The 18,835-nt window shown below is 75.3% G+C and carries 13 protein-coding genes; 9 read left to right on the top strand and 4 right to left on the bottom strand.

Going from position 1 to position 18,835, the window contains the following annotated elements; genetic code table 11:
• Positions 1-13 precede the first annotated feature (13 nt).
• From E0L36_RS20850 to E0L36_RS20865, 4 genes are all read left to right on the top strand, one after another.
• Complete coding sequence (locus E0L36_RS20850) at positions 14-2,284, top strand: biotin carboxylase N-terminal domain-containing protein (protein ID WP_180930635.1); 2,271 nt, start codon at positions 14-16, stop codon at positions 2,282-2,284.
• A gap of 162 nt (positions 2,285-2,446) precedes the next feature.
• Entirely contained in the window at positions 2,447-3,607 is a 1,161-nt protein-coding gene (locus E0L36_RS20855) for an acyl-CoA dehydrogenase family protein (protein ID WP_180930636.1), read from the top strand.
• Between the two features lie 391 nt (positions 3,608-3,998).
• Positions 3,999-4,826 carry an enoyl-CoA hydratase family protein gene (locus tag E0L36_RS20860; RefSeq protein WP_180930637.1) on the top strand — a complete coding sequence of 276 codons (828 nt, stop codon included), beginning with the start codon at positions 3,999-4,001 and terminating at the stop codon, positions 4,824-4,826.
• Entirely contained in the window at positions 4,814-5,431 is a 618-nt protein-coding gene (locus tag E0L36_RS20865; RefSeq protein ID WP_180930638.1) for a TetR/AcrR family transcriptional regulator, read from the top strand. Before E0L36_RS20860 ends, E0L36_RS20865 begins: the two co-directional genes overlap by 13 nt.
• Before the next feature lie 234 nt (positions 5,432-5,665).
• On the opposite strand, the gene E0L36_RS20870 is transcribed toward E0L36_RS20865, so the two are convergent.
• Positions 5,666-6,757 carry a citrate synthase 2 gene (locus E0L36_RS20870; RefSeq protein WP_180930639.1) on the bottom strand — a complete coding sequence of 364 codons (1,092 nt, stop codon included), beginning with the start codon at positions 6,755-6,757 and terminating at the stop codon, positions 5,666-5,668.
• Between the two features lie 768 nt (positions 6,758-7,525).
• Here E0L36_RS20870 and pdxH point away from each other — a divergent pair.
• A complete protein-coding gene (gene pdxH / locus E0L36_RS20875) occupies positions 7,526-8,245 on the top strand; it encodes a pyridoxamine 5'-phosphate oxidase (RefSeq protein WP_180930870.1) in 720 nt (239 codons plus the stop codon).
• Between the two features lie 538 nt (positions 8,246-8,783).
• Positions 8,784-10,319, top strand: coding sequence for a PAS domain-containing protein (locus tag E0L36_RS20880; RefSeq protein WP_180930640.1), 1,536 nt, complete (start codon positions 8,784-8,786; stop codon positions 10,317-10,319).
• A gap of 229 nt (positions 10,320-10,548) precedes the next feature.
• On the opposite strand, the gene E0L36_RS20885 is transcribed toward E0L36_RS20880, so the two are convergent.
• The gene (locus E0L36_RS20885; RefSeq protein WP_180930641.1) at positions 10,549-11,304 is read right to left on the bottom strand and encodes an SIS domain-containing protein; all 756 of its coding nucleotides are present in this window, start codon (positions 11,302-11,304) and stop codon (positions 10,549-10,551) included.
• 124 nt (positions 11,305-11,428) lie between these two features.
• On the opposite strand from E0L36_RS20885, the gene E0L36_RS20890 reads away from it, so the two are divergent.
• Positions 11,429-12,124, top strand: a complete 696-nt coding sequence (locus E0L36_RS20890) for a metal-dependent transcriptional regulator (protein ID WP_180930642.1) — start codon at positions 11,429-11,431, stop codon at positions 12,122-12,124.
• A gap of 985 nt (positions 12,125-13,109) precedes the next feature.
• Entirely contained in the window at positions 13,110-14,000 is an 891-nt protein-coding gene (locus tag E0L36_RS20895; RefSeq protein ID WP_180930643.1) for an alpha/beta fold hydrolase, read from the top strand.
• A 134-nt stretch (positions 14,001-14,134) separates the two neighbouring features.
• Here the strand turns inward: E0L36_RS20895 and E0L36_RS20900 are convergent, their stop codons facing one another.
• Positions 14,135-15,790: a transporter gene (locus tag E0L36_RS20900; RefSeq protein WP_180930644.1), complete on the bottom strand. Its 1,656-nt coding sequence runs from the start codon at positions 15,788-15,790 to the stop codon at positions 14,135-14,137.
• On the bottom strand, positions 15,790-16,692 hold the full coding sequence (locus E0L36_RS20905; RefSeq protein ID WP_374705574.1) for an ABC transporter ATP-binding protein: 903 nt from the start codon (positions 16,690-16,692) through the stop codon (positions 15,790-15,792). Before E0L36_RS20905 ends, E0L36_RS20900 begins: the two co-directional genes overlap by 1 nt.
• A 738-nt stretch (positions 16,693-17,430) precedes the next feature.
• Here E0L36_RS20905 and E0L36_RS20910 point away from each other — a divergent pair.
• A complete protein-coding gene (locus E0L36_RS20910; protein ID WP_180930645.1) occupies positions 17,431-18,822 on the top strand; it encodes a transcriptional regulator in 1,392 nt (463 codons plus the stop codon).
• The last annotated feature ends 13 nt before the right edge of the window (positions 18,823-18,835 follow it).

The raw sequence follows: 18,835 nt of genomic DNA on the forward strand, positions 1-18,835 counted from the left end.
GATGAAGCGAGAGATGATCGGTTCAGTTCTGGTGGCGAACCGGGGGGAGATCGCCCGGCGGATCCTGCGCACCTGCGCCGCGCTGGGTGTGGAGACCGTCGCGGTGTACTCCGACGCCGACGCCGGGGCGCCGCACGTCCGGGAGGCCGACCGCGCCGTCCGGCTGCCCGGTGACGCCCCGGCCGACACCTACCTGCGCGGCGACCTCCTCGTCGCGGCGGCCCGCTCCGCCGGAGCCGACGCCGTCCACCCCGGCTACGGATTCCTGTCCGAGAGCGCCGAGTTCGCGACCGCCGTGCGGGAGGCCGGGCTGTGCTGGATCGGCCCGCCCCCCGAGGCGATCTCCGCGATGGCCTCCAAGACCCGCGCGAAGCGGCTGATGCGCGACGCCGGCGTTCCGCTGCTGGAGCCCGTCGAGGCCGACGCCGCCGTCGAGGCGGACCTGCCACTGCTGGTCAAGGCCGCCTCCGGCGGCGGCGGTCGCGGTATGCGCGTGGTGCGGCGGCTGGACGCCCTCCGGGACGAGGTCGCGGCGGCCCGGCGGGAGGCCGAGGCGGCCTTCGGGGACGGCGAGGTCTTCGTCGAGCCGTACGTCGAGCGCGGGCGGCACGTGGAGGTGCAGATCCTCGCGGACCGGCACGGCACCGTGTGGGTGCTCGGCACCCGCGACTGCTCCCTCCAGCGCCGCCACCAGAAGGTCATCGAGGAGGCGCCCGCGCCCGAACTCCCCGCGTCCCTGAGGGAGGAGCTGCACCGCGCCGCCGAACGGGCGGCCCGAGCGGTGGAGTACGAGGGCGCCGGAACCGTCGAGTTCCTGGTCCGCGCCCCCGGCACCGGCGCGCCGGGCCACGGTGGGGAGGGGGCTCCGGAGGACGGGTCCGGTGCCTACTTCCTGGAGATGAACACCCGGCTCCAGGTGGAACACCCCGTCACCGAGTACGTGTTCGGCGTGGACCTCGTCGCGGAGCAGATCCGCGTCGCCGAGGGCGCGGCGCTGGACCCCGCCGGACCGGGCCCCGCCGAGGGGCACGCCGTCGAGGCCCGGCTGTACGCCGAGGACCCGGCCCGCGACTGGCGGCCCCAGACCGGCGCCGTGCACCGGCTGGAGGTCCCCGGCGCCGACCGGAACGGGGGGCCAACCAGCCCGCGCGACCGGGGTGTTGGACGCCCCGGAGGGCTGCGGCTGGACAGCGGCGTGGAGGCGGGCGACGAGGTCGGGACGCACTACGACCCGATGCTCGCCAAGGTGGTCAGCTGGGCCCCCACCCGCGCCGAGGCCGTCCGACGGCTCGCCCACGCGCTGGAGCGCGCCCGCGTCCACGGGCCCGTCACCAACCGCGAGTTGCTCGTCCGCTCGCTGCGGCACCCGGACTTCCGCGCGGCCCGGCTCGACACCGGCTTCTACGACCGTCACCTCGCCGCGCTCACCGACCGCGAGGAGGTCGCGGCGGCCGGGCCCAACACGCGGGACCAGGAGGGCGGTTCCGGGGATCCGGCGGCGCTCTCCGCGCTCGCCGCCGCGCTGGCCGACGCGGCGGCCCGCACCGGCGGCCCCGGAGTGGCCGCCCGGCTCGGCGGCTGGCGGAACCTCGTCTCCCAGCCGCAGACCAAGCGGTACCGCCGGGAACCGGACGGCGTCGAACGGGAGATCCGGTACCGGCTCACCCGCGACGGCCTGCACGCCCCGGACTTCCCGGGCGTCCGCCTCGTGGGGGCCACCCCGCACCGCGTCACGCTGGACGTGCGCGGCGTGCTCCACACCGTGGAGGTCAGCGTCTACGGGACCGGCGGCGCCCCGTGCGGCGGTTCGCCGGGTGCCCGACGCCCCACCCGACACGGCGCCGAACCCGGCTACTTCGGGCGGCGCGTGCACGTCGACTCCGCCCTCGGCTCGCACACGTTCACCGCGCTGCCGCTGCTGCCCGAGCCGGAGGACACCACCGAGGCCGGGTCCCTGCTGGCGCCGATGCCGGGCGCCGTCGTCCGCGTCGCGGACGGACTCGCGCCCGGCGTCGCCGTGGTGGAGGGGCAGCCGCTGCTCTGGCTGGAGGCGATGAAGATGGAGCACCGCGTCGCCGCCCCCACCTCGGGCGTCCTCACGGACCTGCGCGTCCGGCCGGGCAGCCAGGTGGAGTTGGGCACGGTGCTGGCCGTCGTCAGCCCGGGAACCGAAACGGCCGTGAACGGCGGGGACGACTCCGGGACGGCCGGGGCCGACCCGACGGGCGGGGGCGACGGCGACCCGGCGGACGCCGGGAGCACCGCTGGCGGCCACGGCGCGTAGCACCGAACGCCTTACCGCCCGGGGGGAGTTCGGGGGACCACCGAGCGGGCCGGGCGGTGGGCGCGGCACCCCGTGTGGCGGCGGGGGACCGGGCGTTCCGGCGCCCGGACGCTCCCAGCACGCGGATCGGACCGGAGGAGTACCGGAGGAGAGGGGACGGACATGACCGGACTGCTGGAGACGGACGAGCAGCGGGCGTTGCGCGAGGCGGTCGCCGCACTCGGACGGCGCTACGGCCGCGACTACTTCACGAAGGTGGTCAGCGAGGGCGCCCAGCCAGACGAACTCTGGCGCGAGACGGCCAAGTTGGGCTACCTCGGCGTCAGCCTGCCGGAGGAGTACGGCGGTGGTGGCGGCGGTATCACCGAACTCTCCATCGTGCTGGAGGAGCTGGGCGCGGCGGGCTGCCCGCTGCTGCTGATGATCGTGTCACCCGCGATCTGCGGAACCGTCATCGCGCGTTTCGGCACCGAGGAGCAGAAGCGGGAGTGGCTGCCCGGATTCGCGGACGGCAGCCGGAAGATGGCCTTCGGCATCACCGAGCCCGACGCCGGATCCAACTCCCACCGCATCACCACCACCGCCCGCCGGGACGGCGACGACTGGGTGCTGACCGGCCGGAAGGTCTTCATCTCCGGCGTCGACATCGCGGAGGCGACGCTGGTCGTCGGCAGGACCGAGGACGCCAGGACCGGCAAGCTGAAGGCCTGTCTGTTCATCGTCCCCAGGGACACCCCGGGCTTCTCGTACAACGCCATCGACATGGAGATCCAGGCGCCGGAGAAGCAGTTCGAGGTGGTGCTGGACGAGGTCCGGCTACCCGCCGACGCCCTCGTCGGGGACGAGGACGCCGGACTCCTCCAGCTGTTCGCCGGGCTGAACCCGGAGCGGATCATGACCGCCGCGTTCGGCCTCGGCATGGGCCGCTACGCCCTCGGCCAGGCGCTGGACTACGCCCGTACCCGGCAGGTGTGGAAGAGCCCGATCGGCGCGCACCAGGCGATCGCCCACCCCCTCGCGCAGGCCCACATCGAGCTGGAACTCGCCAGGTTGATGACCCACAAGGCCGCCCAGCTCTACGACGCGGGCGACGACGTCGGCGCGGGCGAGGCGGCGAACATGGCCAAGTACGCGGCGGCCGAGGCCTGCGTGCGGGCGGTGGACCAGTCCGTCCACACGCTGGGCGGGAACGGGCTCACCCGGGAGTACGGTCTCGCCTCGATGATCGCCGCGTCCCGGGTGGCGCGGATCGCGCCGGTCAGCCGGGAGATGATCCTCAACTACGTCTCCCACCAGAGCCTGGGCCTACCCAAGTCGTACTGAGCACCGCCCCGTCGCCCCACTCGCGCCCCGGCCCCACACGGCCCCGGCGGCGGGGAACGGTTCACCGGTCCACCCGGGGCGGGGCGGGGCGGCGCCCGGTGGCGGGGCGCGGCGGGACCGTCCCCGCCCCGCCCCGGGCCCGTACGAACGCCCGTCGCGTACGAACGCCCGGGCCCCGTACGAACTCCCCCTGCCCGAACACCTCGTCTCCGCAGCCGAGATGGGGCCCCTCACAGAAGGGGCCCGACGACACCGGGACGGGCCGACCGATACCGAGACACCGAGACGGGCCGACCGACACCGAGACGGCCGACCGACACCGAGACGGGCGCCAGCGTCGCCCGAGGGGCGTCCCGTTGGCGGCCCGTAACCCGAACCGAGGAGAACCACCGTGGAGTTGATCCGGCGCGCCGCCGATCGCGGCATCGTCACGCTCACCCTGGACTCACCGCGCAACCGCAACGCGCTCTCCGCCCAGCTCGTCGCGGAACTGTACGCGGCGCTCGCCGAGGTGGAGACCGACCCGGAGACGCGGGCGGTGCTGCTCACCCACACCGGGGGCACCTTCTGCGCCGGGGCCGACCTCACCGAGGCGAGCGCGGCGGACACCCCCGCCTCGCCGAGTTCAGCCCCGCTGGACCTCGCCCGGCTGCTGCGCCGGCTGGTGGAGTTCCCCAAGCCGGTGGTCGCGCGGGTCACCGGCCATGTGCGGGCGGGGGGAACGGGCCTGCTCAGCGCGTGTGACATCGCGGTGGCCGGGCCGGGCGCCACCTTCGCCTTCACCGAGGCCAGGATCGGGCTGGCGCCCGCCGTCATCTCGATGCCGGTGCTGCCCCGCGTGGACCCGCGCGCGGCGGCCCGCTACTACCTCACCGGGGAGCGGTTCGACGCCGCCGAGGCCGCCCGCATCGGCCTGGTGACCCTCGCCGCCGAACCGCCCCGGGACGCCCCCGAGGCGACCGGCGACCCCGCCGGGGCGGCGGAGGCCGCCGAGGCCGCCGTGGACACCGCGCTGGCACCGGTACTCGACGGGCTGCGGCGCGGCTCCCCGCAGGGCCTCGCGGAGTCCAAGGCGCTGGTCACCGCGGAGGTCCTCCGCGCCTTCGACCGGGACACGGGTACGCTCGCTGAACTGTCCGCGCGCCTGTTCGCCTCCGGGGAAGCCCGCGAGGGCATGGCCGCCTTCCTCGAACGACGGGATCCCGCATGGGTGTGCTGAACGCACGCGGCGACGCGCGCGGCGCGGCGCCCAAGCAGGACCGCAGCCGCGCGACGCGGCGCCGGCTGCTGGAGTCGGCGGTGACGTGCCTGGCCGAGCGCGGCTGGACCGGCAGCACCGTCTCCGTGGTCGCGGAGCACGCGGGCGTCTCGCGCGGCGCCGCCCAGCACCACTTCCCCACCCGGGAGGACCTGTTCACGGCCGCCGTCGAGTACGTCGCGGAGGAACGCACCCGCGCGCTGCGCGAGTTGCCGCGCGAGTCGCCGGTCGCCACCGCCGTGGAGGCCCTGGTGGACCTCTACACCGGCCCGCTGTTCCGGGCCGCGCTGCACCTGTGGGTGGCCGCCTCCAACGAGCCGCAACTCGGCCCGCGCGTACGGGATCTGGAGGCCAGGTTCGGACGTGAGTCGCACCGGATGGCCGTCGAACTGCTCGGTGTGGACGAGTCGGTGCCGGGCGCCCGCGAGACCGTCCAGGGGCTGCTGGACATGGCGCGCGGGCTGGGCCTGGCCAACCTGCTCACGGACGACAGCGCGCGCCGCGCCCGCGTGGTCGCCCAGTGGGCGCGGCTGGTGGAGGACACCCTCCGCACCGCCCACCCGTAGCCACCGGGACCGGGACGGGGACCGCCGACCGGGAACCGCCGGAGCTGAAGGCCGCAGAACGGCAGCCGCGCCCGGCGGTGTTCACCCCGCCCGGTGGGGCCACGGACCGCCCGGCCTCCGGAACCGCTCCGGCCGCAGGGCCGTTGGCCCGACGCCAACGGCCCTGGAACCGGCGGTCGTTCACCAACGCATCGCGCGTAGCGGCGAGTTGGGCAATCCACCTGCGGACTGCGGTCAGTTGCTGGGGGCGCCGAGCTGGTCGGGGGTGCGCGGACCGGGGCCGACGTACCGGGCGGAGGGCCGGACCAGCCGCCCCGTCCGCTTCTGCTCCAGGATGTGCGCCGACCAGCCCGCCGTACGGGCACAGGTGAACATCGAGGTGAACATCTCGGCGGGAACCTCGGCGAAGTCGAGCACGATCGCCGCCCAGAACTCCACGTTCGTCTCCAGCACCCGGTCGGGGCGCCGCTCCCGCAGCTCCGCGAGCGCGGCCCGCTCCAGGGCCTCCGCCACCTCGTAGCGCGGGGCGTTCAGCTCCCGTGCCGTCCGGCGCAGCACCCGCGCCCGCGGGTCCTCGGCCCGGTACACCCGGTGCCCGAAGCCCATCAGCCGCTCACCCCGGTCGAGTTGGTCCTTGACGTAGGCCCGCGCGTCACCGCTGCGCTCGATCTCCTCGATCATGCCGAGGACGCGGGAGGGGGCGCCGCCGTGCAGTGGGCCCGACATGGCGCCGACCGCCCCGGAGAGCGCGGCGGCCACGTCCGCGCCGGTGGAGGCGATGACGCGGGCGGTGAACGTGGAGGCGTTCAGGCCGTGTTCGGCGGCCGAGGTCCAGTAGGCGTCCACGGCGGCGACGTGCTTCGGGTCCGGCTCACCACGCCAGCGGCGCATGAACCGCTCGACGACGGTGTCGGCCTTGTCGATCTCCCGCTGCGGCACCATCGGCAGCGACTGGCCACGCGCCGACTGGGCGACGAAGGACAGCGCCATCACGGCCGCCCGGGAGAGGTCCTCGCGCGCCTGCCGCTCGTCGATGTCCAGCAGCGGCCGCAGCCCCCAGACGGGTGCGAGCATCGCCAGCGCGGACTGCACGTCGACCCGCACGTCCCCCGAGTGGACCGGGATCGGGAACGGCTCGGCGGCCGGGAGGCCCGGCTCGAAACCGCCGTCCACCAGCAGTCCCCAGACCTCGCCGAAGGAGACCCGGCCGACCAGGTCCTCGATGTCGACCCCGCGGTAGCGGAGCGCGCCGCCCTCCTTGTCGGGCTCCGCGATCTCCGTCTCGAACGCGATGACTCCCTCAAGTCCGGGTACGAAATCGGACATCAGGCGGCTCCCTCATGCTGGGCCGCCAGGCGCGCTGACGGCGGTCGGCCGGACTGGCTGCGGGACCGGGCGGTGTCCACCGGGTCCGCCACGACCGGCGGTTCCACGCGCCGCCCCGTCGGGTCCGGCGCGGCGGTGTCCCCGTCGGGCGGCCCGCCGGAGGTGTCCGGACGGCTACCAGCGGCGACCCACCGGGCGGGCCGGGGTGACGCGCCGACGAGCGGTCGGGGCGCTCCGGGTGGAGCGGCCACGATAGTCGGGGGCGCCGGGATCCCACATCCACGGAACACCTGATTCTCGACGGTTCGCGGGCGCGTGGCAGGGTGCGGCGGCGTGAGAAGCGGCACAGGGGGCCGGGGAGGCGGCGGAGGTGTAGCCGGGGGCGGGCGGGGTAGACAGGAGGCCGCGCCCGCGCCGATCCGGCGCCGTGCGGCGAGGCGCCTTCGGATCCTGGGCCACCGAAGCGACCAGGTGCCCCGTACCCGGTCCGTACCCGGTCCGGCGCCGTCCCCGGCCGCCAGCCGGTGCGCGGCCACCACCCGGTCCTCCCCGGAGATCCCCGAGATCCCGTGGGCTCCCCGGCCGGGTCGCGGCGGCATGCTGCAAGATGGCCGCGTGGTCCCTTCTGATAGCTCTGCCGCCGCCGCCAGTTCTGACGAATCCCACGACGCGCCCGCCCCCGAGGCCCGCTCCGGCGCCCCGGACGCCTCCCCACCGGCCGTCGCCGACGCGCCCACCCACCCCGCGACCTCGCTGGACCCGGCCGCCATGCGCGCCCGGTACCGGGCGCGGGGCCTCTCCGAGGACGAGCTGGCGCCCGACCCCTTCACCCAGTTCGCCCGCTGGTTCGCCGACGCCTACCAGAGCGGGCTGCACGAGCCGAACGCGATGATCCTCTCCACCGCCGACGCCGACGGCCGCCCCAGCTCCCGCACGGTGCTGCTGAAGCGGCACGACGCGCGCGGCTTCGTGTTCTACACCAACCACGGTTCGCGCAAGGGCCGGGAGCTGGACGTGAACCCGCGCGTCTCGCTGCTGTTCCCCTGGCACGGCATCGCCCGCCAGGTGATCGTCTCCGGTACGGCCCGGCGCGTCGGCCGCGAGGAGACGATCGCCTACTTCCGGACCCGTCCGCACGGGTCGCAGTTGGGCGCCTGGGCGAGCGAGCAGTCCTCGCGGATCGCCACCCGAGCCGAACTGGACCGGATGTACGAGGAGTTGGCCGAGCGCTACCCGGAGGGCACCGATGTGCCCGCGCCGCCGCAGTGGGGTGGCGTCCTGGTGCGCGCGGAGAGCGTCGAGTTCTGGCAGGGCCGGGAGAACCGGCTGCACGACCGGCTCCGCTACGTACGCCGGGCCGCGGACGCCACCGCCGCGCCCGGGGGGACCGACGACGGCCCGCCGTCCCCGGCGGAGCCCGCCGAGCCCCCCGCCGGGTCCGGCGGTGAGTCCGGCGACGACTGGACCGTCGAGCGTCTCTGCCCCTGACCGGCGCCCGCCGCCTCACCCACGGGAGGCGGCGCGGGCCACCGGGTGCCGGGGACGGGACGGGCGCCCACACGGAAGGCCCGGCGCGGACGCCGAACCCACGGGAGACACGGAACACCCGGAACACCCGGGGCGTGCGGAGAGCGCGGCGGGTAGCGGCGGGCCTGGAGACAGCAGACGGCCCGCGGGCGACTCCCTCCGCCGGGGCGGAAGGGCGTCGGTCGGACGAGTCCGACGAGCCCGCGGGCCGGGTGACTGCTGGGATTTCAGCCGGCGAACCGGCGTCACACGGGGCGACGGCTCTCAGGCCGCAGCCACCTCACGCGTCCGGTAGTCGTACATCGACCGGATCACCTCCTTTCTCGTGTGCCCCGCACGTTAGGCGCCGCCCCCGGGGTGGGCAACCGAATTTCGGGGGAGCAACGATTTCCCCGAAGTCGGTGTGGGATGGGTCACGTTCGAGTTGAATGACGCCCGTGCGCGGACGTTCCGGTCTGTCCCGCGCACCTGGCAGCGTGCAAGACGGCTGGGGGCCACGGTGGCGACGCAATCGGAAACCCACTCCGCTTCGACCCCGGAGAGTGGTGGCCGGGAGACGAGCGGACCCGACGAGGACGAGCTGCTGCTGGCCGCTCTCCTCAACGGTATGGACGCCGCGCTCTGCGCCTTCGACGCGGAGGGTGTCGTCACCCACTGGAACCGGGAGGCCGAGCGCATCCTCGGCTGGACCCGGGCGGACGCGGTGGGCCGCGCGGGGCTGGCGGGCTGGGCGGTCCGCCCCGCCGACGCCGACGAGGTCGAGACCCGCCTGCTGCGCCCGCCCGGCGGCGCCGGGCGCCGGGTGCACGAGTTCGCGCTGCTGACCAAGAGCGGGGGGCGAGTGCTGGTCCGCACCCAGGCCACCGGCATGGTCGCGGCGGACGGCAGCTCGCGGGGCGTGTACTGCGCGTTCAGCGAGGTGCACGCGCAGGTCGGGCTGGAGCGCTCCCTCGCGCTGAGCGAGGCGCTGCTGGACGACGCCTGTTGGGGCGCCGTCCTCGTCGACGCCGACCTGCGCCCCGCCGTCGTCAACTCCTACGCGGCCCGCGCCTTCCAGCGCGCCACCCGCGCCGAACTGCTGGGCCGCCCGCTGGGCGACGTCGTCGAGCAGGGCGTCGAGGAGCTGGAGGGCGCCCTCCAGCACGTACTCGGCCAGGGGGCGACCCCGGCGCCCGCCGAGATCTGGGTCACCCTGCGCGAGGCCACGCCTCCGGAGACCCCCGGCCCCCCGGGATCCGCCGCGACCCGCACGGACGAGGGGAGCGGCCCGGCCTCCGGCGGCCGGGCGGGCCAGGGCGGTGGCTCCGGCGGCGGGCCGGGCAAGCGGGGTACGGCGGCGGTGCGCCGCTGCTGGCGCAGCGGTTTCCTGCGACTGGACTCCCCGATGGCCGAGGAACCGGTTCCGCTCGGTGTCGCCTGGCTGTTCCAGGACGTGACGGAATCCAAGCGGGCCGAACAGGACGCGGCGCGGCTCCGGTTCCGCGGCAGCCAGCTGCACCGCGCGGCCCGGGCCTCGGCCGAGTGCGAGAGCCCGATGGAGGCCGCCGCCGTCCAACTCGACTTCGCGCTGGTGGGGTTCGCCGACCACGCGCTGCTCGACCTGGCCGACCCCCGGGAGGGCTGGCCGCGGGACGCGGGCGCGGGGAGCGACGCCGCCCCCCGGCTGCTGCGCGCGGCCACCGCGCCGGTCTCCTCGCCCGGCCGGGTCCCGCCGGTGGAGCCGAGCCTCGCCAGCGGCATCCCGGTGGGGTACGGCGAGGGGCATCCGGCGGTGCAGGCGTACCTGCGGTGCGGGGCGGTCCGGGCGAGCGCCGGGGGCCCGGCGCCCGCGAGCTGGGCGGCCGAGCGGCGCTGGCCGGACGGTACGGCGCACGCGCTGTGCACGGTGCTGCGCGCGCGGGGACGGTCGCTGGGTATCGCCACCTTCCTGCGCGGCGCCTCCCGCGCCCCCTTCGACCGGGCGGACGCGGCGTACGCGGAGGAGGTCGCCCTGCGGGTCGCCGGGGCGATCGACCTCGCCTACGCGATCCGCTGACCCGGCCGCCCCGGAGGGCCGAACCCGCCCCGCCCGGAGGGCGGTTCGGCCGCGCGTCGCCGAACGTCCGCCTGCTGGTTCACCCCATGGGGTGAACGCGGCGCACGCGGCGGGCGGTGCCGCGCCCCCCGGGGGCGCCGGGAGCCCCGGCCGGTGGCGGTGTCAGTTCCGCCGGTGTGGGTTCCGGTCCGGGTTCCGGTCACGGGTTCGGTCGGTGTGAGGTCCGGGGTCAGTTCTGGTGGAAGACGCGGTCGCCGTACTCGTGGAACACCCGCGCGTTCCAGTCGTGTCCGCCGTCGACGTTGCCGGAGCGCAGCAGCGGCGGGTCGATCCCCCGGGCGGCCAGTTCACCGGCGGCCGTGGCGACGACGGCCTGCATCAGCGCGCTGGTGACGACGGTGGAGGCGGGGGCGAAGGGCGCTCCCACGCGCTCGTCGACGAGGGTGGCGTCCCCGACCGGTATCCGGCTGTCGAGCACCAGGTCGCAGTGGTCCTTGAGGAAGGTGCCGCTGGCGCTGCGCGGGGTGGTCTCGCGGGCGTAGGCGAGCGAGGTCACGCCCACGACGCCGATACCGCGGGAGCGGGCGTGCGAGGCCATCTCCACGGGCAGCGTGTTCCGCCCGGACAGGGAGATCACCACCAGCAGGTCCCCCTCGGCGGCGGGGCTGGTGTCGAGGACGGTGCGGGCGAGTCCGCTGACGGTCTCCAGGGCGCTGCCGAGGGTGGCGGGCCGCACGTCCACACCGACCGCCCCGGGGACGGCGAGCAGGTTCATGATCGCGAGGCCGCCCGCGCGGTAGACCACGTCCTGCGCGGGCAGCGAGGAGTGACCGGCGCCGAAGACGAAGACCCGGCCGCCGTTGGCGACGGTGTCGGCGAGCAGCGTTCCGGCGGCGGCGATGTTCTCCGCCTCCCCGGTTCTGGCCTGCCGCAGCAGTGCGATCGCGGCGTCGAGGAAGTCGTCGGCGAGCGTGCTCTCGGTCATGGCGGAACGGTGAGGTCTGGACCAGTCGACTGTCAATACGTCTGCCCGCCGGAGCGGCGCGGTTGCCCGCCCGATGCGTCAGAATTGACGTCAGGCCACCGCACGAACTGACTAGGGGCTACGCATGTCGGGACTCATCGACACCACGGAGATGTACCTCCGCACCATCCTGGAGCTGGAGGAGGAAGGCGTGGTCCCCATGCGTGCCCGCATCGCGGAGCGGCTGGACCAGAGCGGCCCGACGGTCAGCCAGACGGTGGCGCGGATGGAGCGGGACGGCCTGGTCACGGTGGCCGGGGACCGTCACCTGGAGCTGACCGACGAGGGCCGCCGCCTGGCGACGCGGGTCATGCGCAAGCACCGGCTGGCCGAGTGCCTGCTGGTGGACGTCATCGGGCTGGAGTGGGAGCAGGTGCACGCCGAGGCCTGCCGCTGGGAGCACGTCATGAGCGAGGCGGTGGAGCGCCGCGTGCTCAGCCTGCTCCGGCACCCGACGGAGTCGCCGTACGGCAACCCGATCCCCGGGCTGGAGGAGCTGGGCGAGGAGGCGGAGGCCGACCCGTTCCTGGACGACGGCATGGTCAGCCTGACGGACCTGGACACCTCGGGTGACGGCAAGACAGTCGTGGTGCGGCGAATCGGTGAGCCGATCCAGATGGACGCCCAGCTGATGTACACGCTGCGGCGGGCCGGGGTGCAGCCGGGCGCGGTGGTCAGCGTGCACACCGGGGCCGCGGGCGGGGTGCTGATCGGCAGCAGTGGTGAGGCGGCCGAGCTGGAGGCGGACATCGCGACGCACGTCTTCGTCGCCAAGCGCTGAGCCGGGCGGCCCCGCGCGCCCCGCGCCGCGCACGGCGTGTGAACGGCACGTCTTCCCAAACCGCCCCGGCAGTACGAGAGTGACGCGTACCTGAGGGGCGCGGCGGCCGCCGGGCGGCACCGCCGACCGGCGGCCGCCGGAGCGCGGGGCGGCCGTGGCGCGGGGCCCGCGTCCGTCCGGCCCCGACGCCGCCCGCCGGGCGGAGGGGGCACCGGCGCGCGGGAGGCGCCGGACGCTGGGTCCGCGCCCCCGCCGGGCCGGGAGGGAGAGCGGAGCGGGAAGCACGCCGGAACGCACGGGCGGCGCGGGGAGTTGAGGCATCGCGGGGCGGTGGCCCCGACGTGGCCGTGGGGCGGACGGACGAGGGGGAGGCCCGGCGGAAGCCGGGCCCGAGGAGCCGGGCGGGATCCGTCAGCGGGTGGCGCGGACGCGACACCGGTGTGGCGCCGGTGGGCCGGTCCCCGGTGGGGCCGGAACGCGTCGGCGGCCGGGCGGATCGAGGCAGGGGTCTCCGTGCGGGGCCCGTACAGGGGACGCTCCGGCCGGGGCGTCCCGCGGGGAACCATCGAGCGGAGGGAGACCGTCATGGCGCGCGGATCCGGGAGACGTTCGGTGCGGGGCTCCGGCGGGAGCCGAAGCGGACGGTCCCGTTCGGCTGAGGGCGGGCGCATCGCCGCTCGCGCTCCCCGCCCCCTTCACGCGCGGTCCCGGCCGTCCCGGTCCCGGTTATCCCCGGCGTCCCAACCGCCCCGGCCGCTCCGGGAGTTCTGGCCGGGTCAGCGTTTCCGGCCGTCCCGGCGTCCGGCCGCTCCGGCCCGTTCGGCCGGTCCGGCTGGTCTCCCGGCTCCGGCCGGTCCGAGGGGTTTCCGAGGCTGCCGCCTGACCGAGGGGAGGCGCCCGGGAGCTGCCGCGGCACAGCGTGTTCGAATATGGGTTCGATAAGCTGCGTGTTGGTCTGCGAGTCTGAGTGGGGGTGCCACGACTCATGGTGCGACGGATCAATGTGACGGGCGCGCAGGGCGTCCGGCTGGCCGCCTGGGAGTACGCCGACCCGCCCAAGGTGAGCCCGGAGAGCGCCGACGGGCCGGCCGGCCAGCGCCGTCCGTCCGGGGTGCTGCTGCTGCACGGTCTGATGGGGCGGGCCGCGCACTGGGCGGACACCGCCCGCTGGCTGTCCGCCCGCTACCGGGCCGTCGGGCTCGACCAGCGCGGGCACGGGCGGAGTGACAAGCCGGGCGAGCTGCCGTACGACCGGGAGGCGTACGTGGCGGACGCCGAGGCCGCCCTCGAACAGCTCGACCTCGCCCCGCTCGCGCTGATCGGGCACTCCATGGGCGCGCTGACCGCCTGGCAACTGGCCGCCAGACGCCCGGACCTGGTGCAGGCGCTGGTCATCTCGGACATGCGGGCCTCCGCGCTGGGCGAGCGGTCGCAGCGCGAGTGGGAGAAGTGGTTCGCCTCCTGGCCGGTGCCCTTCGCGACACTCGCCGACGTACGGCGGTGGTTCGGCGAGGACGACCCGTCGCTGGAGCGGCCCAACCCCTCGCGCGGGGAGTTCTTCGCCGAGGTGATGGCCGAGCGGGCGGACGGCTGGCGGCCGGTCTTCTCCCGTCGTCAGATGCTGCGGGCCCGCGAGACCTGGGTGTACGACGCGCACTGGGACGAGCTGGCGCTGGTGCGCTGCCCCACCCTCGTGGTGCGGGGGATCGACGGGGAGCTGGGGCGGGCCGAGGCGCAGGAGATGGTGCGGGTGCTGCCGCGCGGGATCTACGCGGAGGTGCCGGAGGCCGGGCACCTCATCCACTACGACCAGCCGGAGGACTGGCGCCGCGTCGTCGAGCCGTTCCTCCAGGCCACGCTGCCCGGCGTCGGCTGACGCCAACTCCCCCCGGGGGACGCCGGGTTCCGGCCGCGTCCCGTCGCCCCCGGCCCTGCCGCCCTCCGTGGCCCGGCGGCCCCACCCCCTCGGGGCCGGGGCCGTCCGGACCGTCCGGGCCGTCGGCGGGGGGCTCAGCCCTTGCTGACGGCGGTGAGGATCTCCGGCAGCCGCCGGACGACCCGCCGCGACACCAGCCGCAGCGCCACCGCGCACAGCGCCACCCCGTACGCCGCGCCGACCGCCAGCAGCTGCCAGCCCGGACCGCCCTCCGTCGACGTGTGCAGCCACACGTCCAGGACGATCACCGGTGCGCAGAGCAGCCCGGCGCAGAGCATGCCGCCCAGCAGGCTGAGATAGGCCAGCGAACCCTGCCCCGCCGCGACGTTCCGGTGGATGTCGTCGGCGGGGATGGAGTACGGGAAACGTTCCGAGGCCAGCGCGCCGGTGGCGAACAGCGCGCCGAGCACGGCCGCCGACAGCCCCAGCATCTCCGTCAGCCGGTCCCGCTCGCCCGTCAGCAGCGTCCCCGCGACCACCACCAGCGTCATGTAGGGCGCCGCGATCAGCGCGAGCGCCAGCATGCGGGCGCGCAACTCGCGACGCGCGTCCCGGGCGGTGGAGATGGTGGACGCCACCAGCCAGAAGCCGCTGTAGTCCTGGCCGAACTGGTTGTACATCATCATGCCGAGCAGCCCGGAGGCCCAGAAGACGCTGTACACACTGTCGTTGCCCTGGAGGGCGAACACCACCGGCAGCAGCGCCCCGAGCCCCAGCGCGGACGCCCAGCCCATCCGGGTCTTCGGGTCGCGCCAGGCGTAGCGCAGGGTGCGGAGCATCACGGCACCGGTACGGCCGTCCGGGAACAGCGCGCCGGGGCCGCGCCGGGCGCGCACCGTGGCGGCCTTGTCGGTGTGCGGCAGCGTCGACTCGTCCGGGGAGGTCATCAGCCGGGTGAGGCTGTGCCGCCACCACCGCAGCAGCAGCCACAGGCCCGCCCCGCTGATCGCGAGCCGCGCCAGCGCCACCGCGTACGCGCCGTCCGCCGCCGAGTCGATCGCCGCGACCGCCGAGCCGGGCGGCAGCCAGCCGAGCACCGCCGCGTACGGCTCCAGCGCCGAGAGGCCGTCTGGTTCGGAGAGCTTCTGGATGCCCAGGTTGACGAACTGCGCGCCCACCGCGACGCCCAGTCCGCTGATCAGCGCCAGATCGCGGCCCCTCCGGCTGGTCAGCAGCCGGACGTTGGCGGCGGCGACGGACCGGGCCAGCGCCACGCACACCAGGATCAGCAGCGGCAGCGCCAGCGCCGCCGTCAGCCACGCGGCGGCGCCGTGCGCCGGGGCGACGACCGCGCCGACCCCCAGCAGCAGCGTGACCAGCGGGCCGATACCGACCAGCGAGGCCGCCAGCAGCGCCGTGACCAGCGGTCCGGGCCGCAGCGGCAGCATCGTCAGCCGCGTCGGGTCGAGCGTCTCGTCGCCGCCCGGGAAGAACAGCGGGGTCACCGCCCAGCCGAGCGCCAGCAGCCCGGCGAGCACGACGGTGACCTCGGTCGCGTGCGCGTTGCCGCGCAGCACCAGCAGCCCCAGCAGCTGGAGGGCGGCGAACACCACCGCCAGCACGATGGAGATGACGAAGGCGACCTGGCGGCCCGTCGACTGGCGCAGCCCGTTCCGCAGCAACGACAGCCGCATCCGGACGAACACGGAGGTCAGCGCGGGGGACGGCACCCCGCCGCCGGTACCGGGAGCGGGCGCCTGGGTGGGGGCCGGGGACAGGCTGGTGTCCATCAGGCCCCGCCGCCCAGCCAGTCGAGCCGCTCGTCGGCCGAGCGGTCGCCCGCGCCGACGAGGTGGAGGAACGCCTCATGCAGCGAGGGCGCGGAGCCCCGCACCTCCTCCAGCGAGCCGTACGCGCGGATGTGGCCGGTCGCCAGCACCGCGACCCAGTCACACAGCGACTCGACCAGCTCCATCACGTGGCTGGAGAAGACGACGGTCGCGCCCGAGCGGGTGTACCGCTCCAGCACCCCGCGGATGATCTGCGCCGAGACCGGGTCGACACCCTCGAACGGCTCGTCCAGGAAGAGCACCTCCGGGTTGTGCAGCAGCGCGGCGGCCAGCCCGATCTTCTTCCGCATCCCGGTCGAGTAGTCGACGATCAGCTTGTTCCGGGCGCCGGACAGGTCGAGGACGTCCAGCAGCTGACCGGCCCGGCGCTCCGTCTCGTCCGCCGGGATACCGCGCAACGCGCCCAGATAGCCGAGGAGTTCCTCACCGGACAGCCGCTCGAAGAGCCGCAGCCCCTCCGGGAGCACCCCGATCCGGGACTTCACCGCGGCCGGGTCCCGCCACACGTCGTGGCCCGCGATCTCCACGGTGCCCGAGTCGGGGCGCAGCAGCCCGGTCACCATGGACAGCGTCGTGGTCTTCCCCGCGCCGTTCGGGCCGACGAGGCCGACGAACCGCCCGGCGGGCAGATCCAGGTCGATCCCGGACACGGCGACCTGCTCACCGAACTGCTTCCACAGGTTCCGCACCCGTACGGCGCTCCGGACGGTGCCGTCGGCGGTCCCGGCGCCCTCCGCCGCGCCGGGCCGCGCCGCCCACTCGTCACCGGGGCCCGTGCCCTGGCCCGCCGCGCCCTCCGGGGGGCCGGTGCCACCGGCTCCGCCGTGCCCGTCCCGCGGTATCTCCGTCGCCACCGTCTCGCCTTTCGCCGCCTCCCGGGAGCCTGCCGACACCCGCTGACCACCCTAGGACACCCACCAGAACGCCCCCCGGAGCCCGTGTCCGCGCCCCGGGCCCGCGTCCGCCCCCAGCCGGCCGCTCCCGTTCCGGACGGAAGGCCGCATGTAGGGCAAAGGTGATGTGCCGGGCGGGTACGGCCGTCGCGGGACGCGCCGTGGCTCCGGCACCGGGGCCCGCGCGGAGATTCGCGCGGGGGCCCGTTCGGGAGTCAGTGGGGTTCGGGTGGGTCCGCGCGGGTTGCCCGGGGAGGCGCGGGCGCGGGCGCCCCCGGGTGGACGCCAGGTGGACGCGGGCGGTGGGGAGTTCGCGGGCCGGGACACGACGGGGAGTCAACGTGGGGAGAGTGGGCGGCGGTTGGGGTGATCGCGGGCGACGGGGTGCCGGGGCGGGGGGAGTTCGGTGGGTGGGAGGTGTCGCAGCCGGTGGGGGCGGCGCCGCCGCCCGGCGCGCGGAACGGGCGCGCCGCCGGGTCAACCGGCCGGAGCGAACCGGCCATTGGCGGGAGGGGCGGGGCGCATCGGTGCACAGCGGGGGGCGCGCGCAGGAGTCGCGGCTGAAGTGGGGGTAGTCCTCTGACCCGCTCCGGTGCGATGCGCGAGGAACTGCCGTTTTTCGTGGGAATCATGGGCATACGCACGGGGCAGTGATCGTCCACAACCTTCTGCCTCAGGGGGGATCGCATGGCCGCCAGGCCACTCATCGCACGGCAGCCCAACGAACGGCTGCAAGCGCTCATTCAGGAAGCCGTCTGCTCCAACGCCGGTCTCGCGCGCCGCGTCAACATGTGCGGCGCCGAACACGGCCTCGACCTGCGCTACGACAAGACCTCCGTGGCGCGCTGGCTGCGCGGTCAGCAGCCGCGCGGCAGAGCCCCCGGCATCATCGCGGAGGCGCTCGGCCGCAAACTGGGCCGCACCGTCACACTCGACGAGATCGGCATGGCGAACGGCAAGAACCTCGCCTCCGGCGTCGGTCTCCAGTTCTCCCCGACGGTGCTCGGCGCCGTCGAGCAGGTCTGCGAGCTGTGGCGCAGCGACGTCGGCCGCCGCGACTTCCTCACCGGCTCGTCCGTCGCCTCCTCCGCGCTGGTCGAGCCCAGCCGGGACTGGCTGATCACCGCACCGGACAGCCAGGTCGCGCGGACCACCGGCACCCGGGTCGGGCAGTCCGACGTCGAGGCGGTGCGCGCGATGACGGACGCGCTCTCCCGCCTCGACCACCGGTACGGCAGCGGGCACCTGCGCGCCGTGCTCGTGCACTACCTGAACAGTGTGGTCTCCGGCCTGCTCGCCGGGTCCTACCGGGAGCGCACCGGGCGGGAGTTGTTCTCGGCCGTCGCCCGACTCACCGAACTCGCCGGGTACATGGCCATCGACACCGGCCAGGCGAGCCTCGCCCAGCGGTACTACATCCAGTCGCTGCGGCTCGCGCAGGCCGCGGGCGACCGCGCCTACGGCGGGTACGTACTGGCCGCCGGGATGAGCCACCTCGCCGCCACCCTCGGCAACCCGCGTGAGATCGCCCAACTCGCCCGCGCGGCCCAGGAGGGCGCGCGCGGCCAGGTCACCCCACGTACCGAGGCGATGTTCCACGCCGCGGAGGCGCGCGGCCACGCGTTGATGGGGGACGCGGTGGCCTGCTCCGAGCGGATGACCCGCGCGCTGGACACCATGGAACGGGCGGAGGCCGCCGAGGACTCGGGGGACGACCCGGAGTGGATCCGCCACTTCGACCGGGCCTACCTCGCGGACGAACTCGCCCACTGTCACCGGGACCTGGGGCAGGCGAAGAACGCGGCGGAGTGCGCCGAACAGGCCGTCGAGGGGCACGCCGAGACCCGCACCCGGCGCCGCGCCATCGGCCTGCTGCTGCTCGCCACCGCGCAGGCGCAACAGCGGGAGGTCGACCGCGCCTGCCACACCGGCACCCGCGCCACCGAACTCCTCGCCACCCTGCGCTCGGAGCGCGGAACGGAGTACCTGGACGGCTTCCGGCAACGACTCGAACCGTTCGGTAAGGAGCCCGCCGTCCGGGAATTCTCGGCGCGACTGGAGTGGAGAGCCGTGGCATAACGGGACGTTTCCC

The sequence above is a fragment of the Streptomyces sp. AJS327 genome, from assembly GCF_013450295.1.
In the GTDB taxonomy this organism is placed as follows: domain Bacteria; phylum Actinomycetota; class Actinomycetes; order Streptomycetales; family Streptomycetaceae; genus Streptomyces.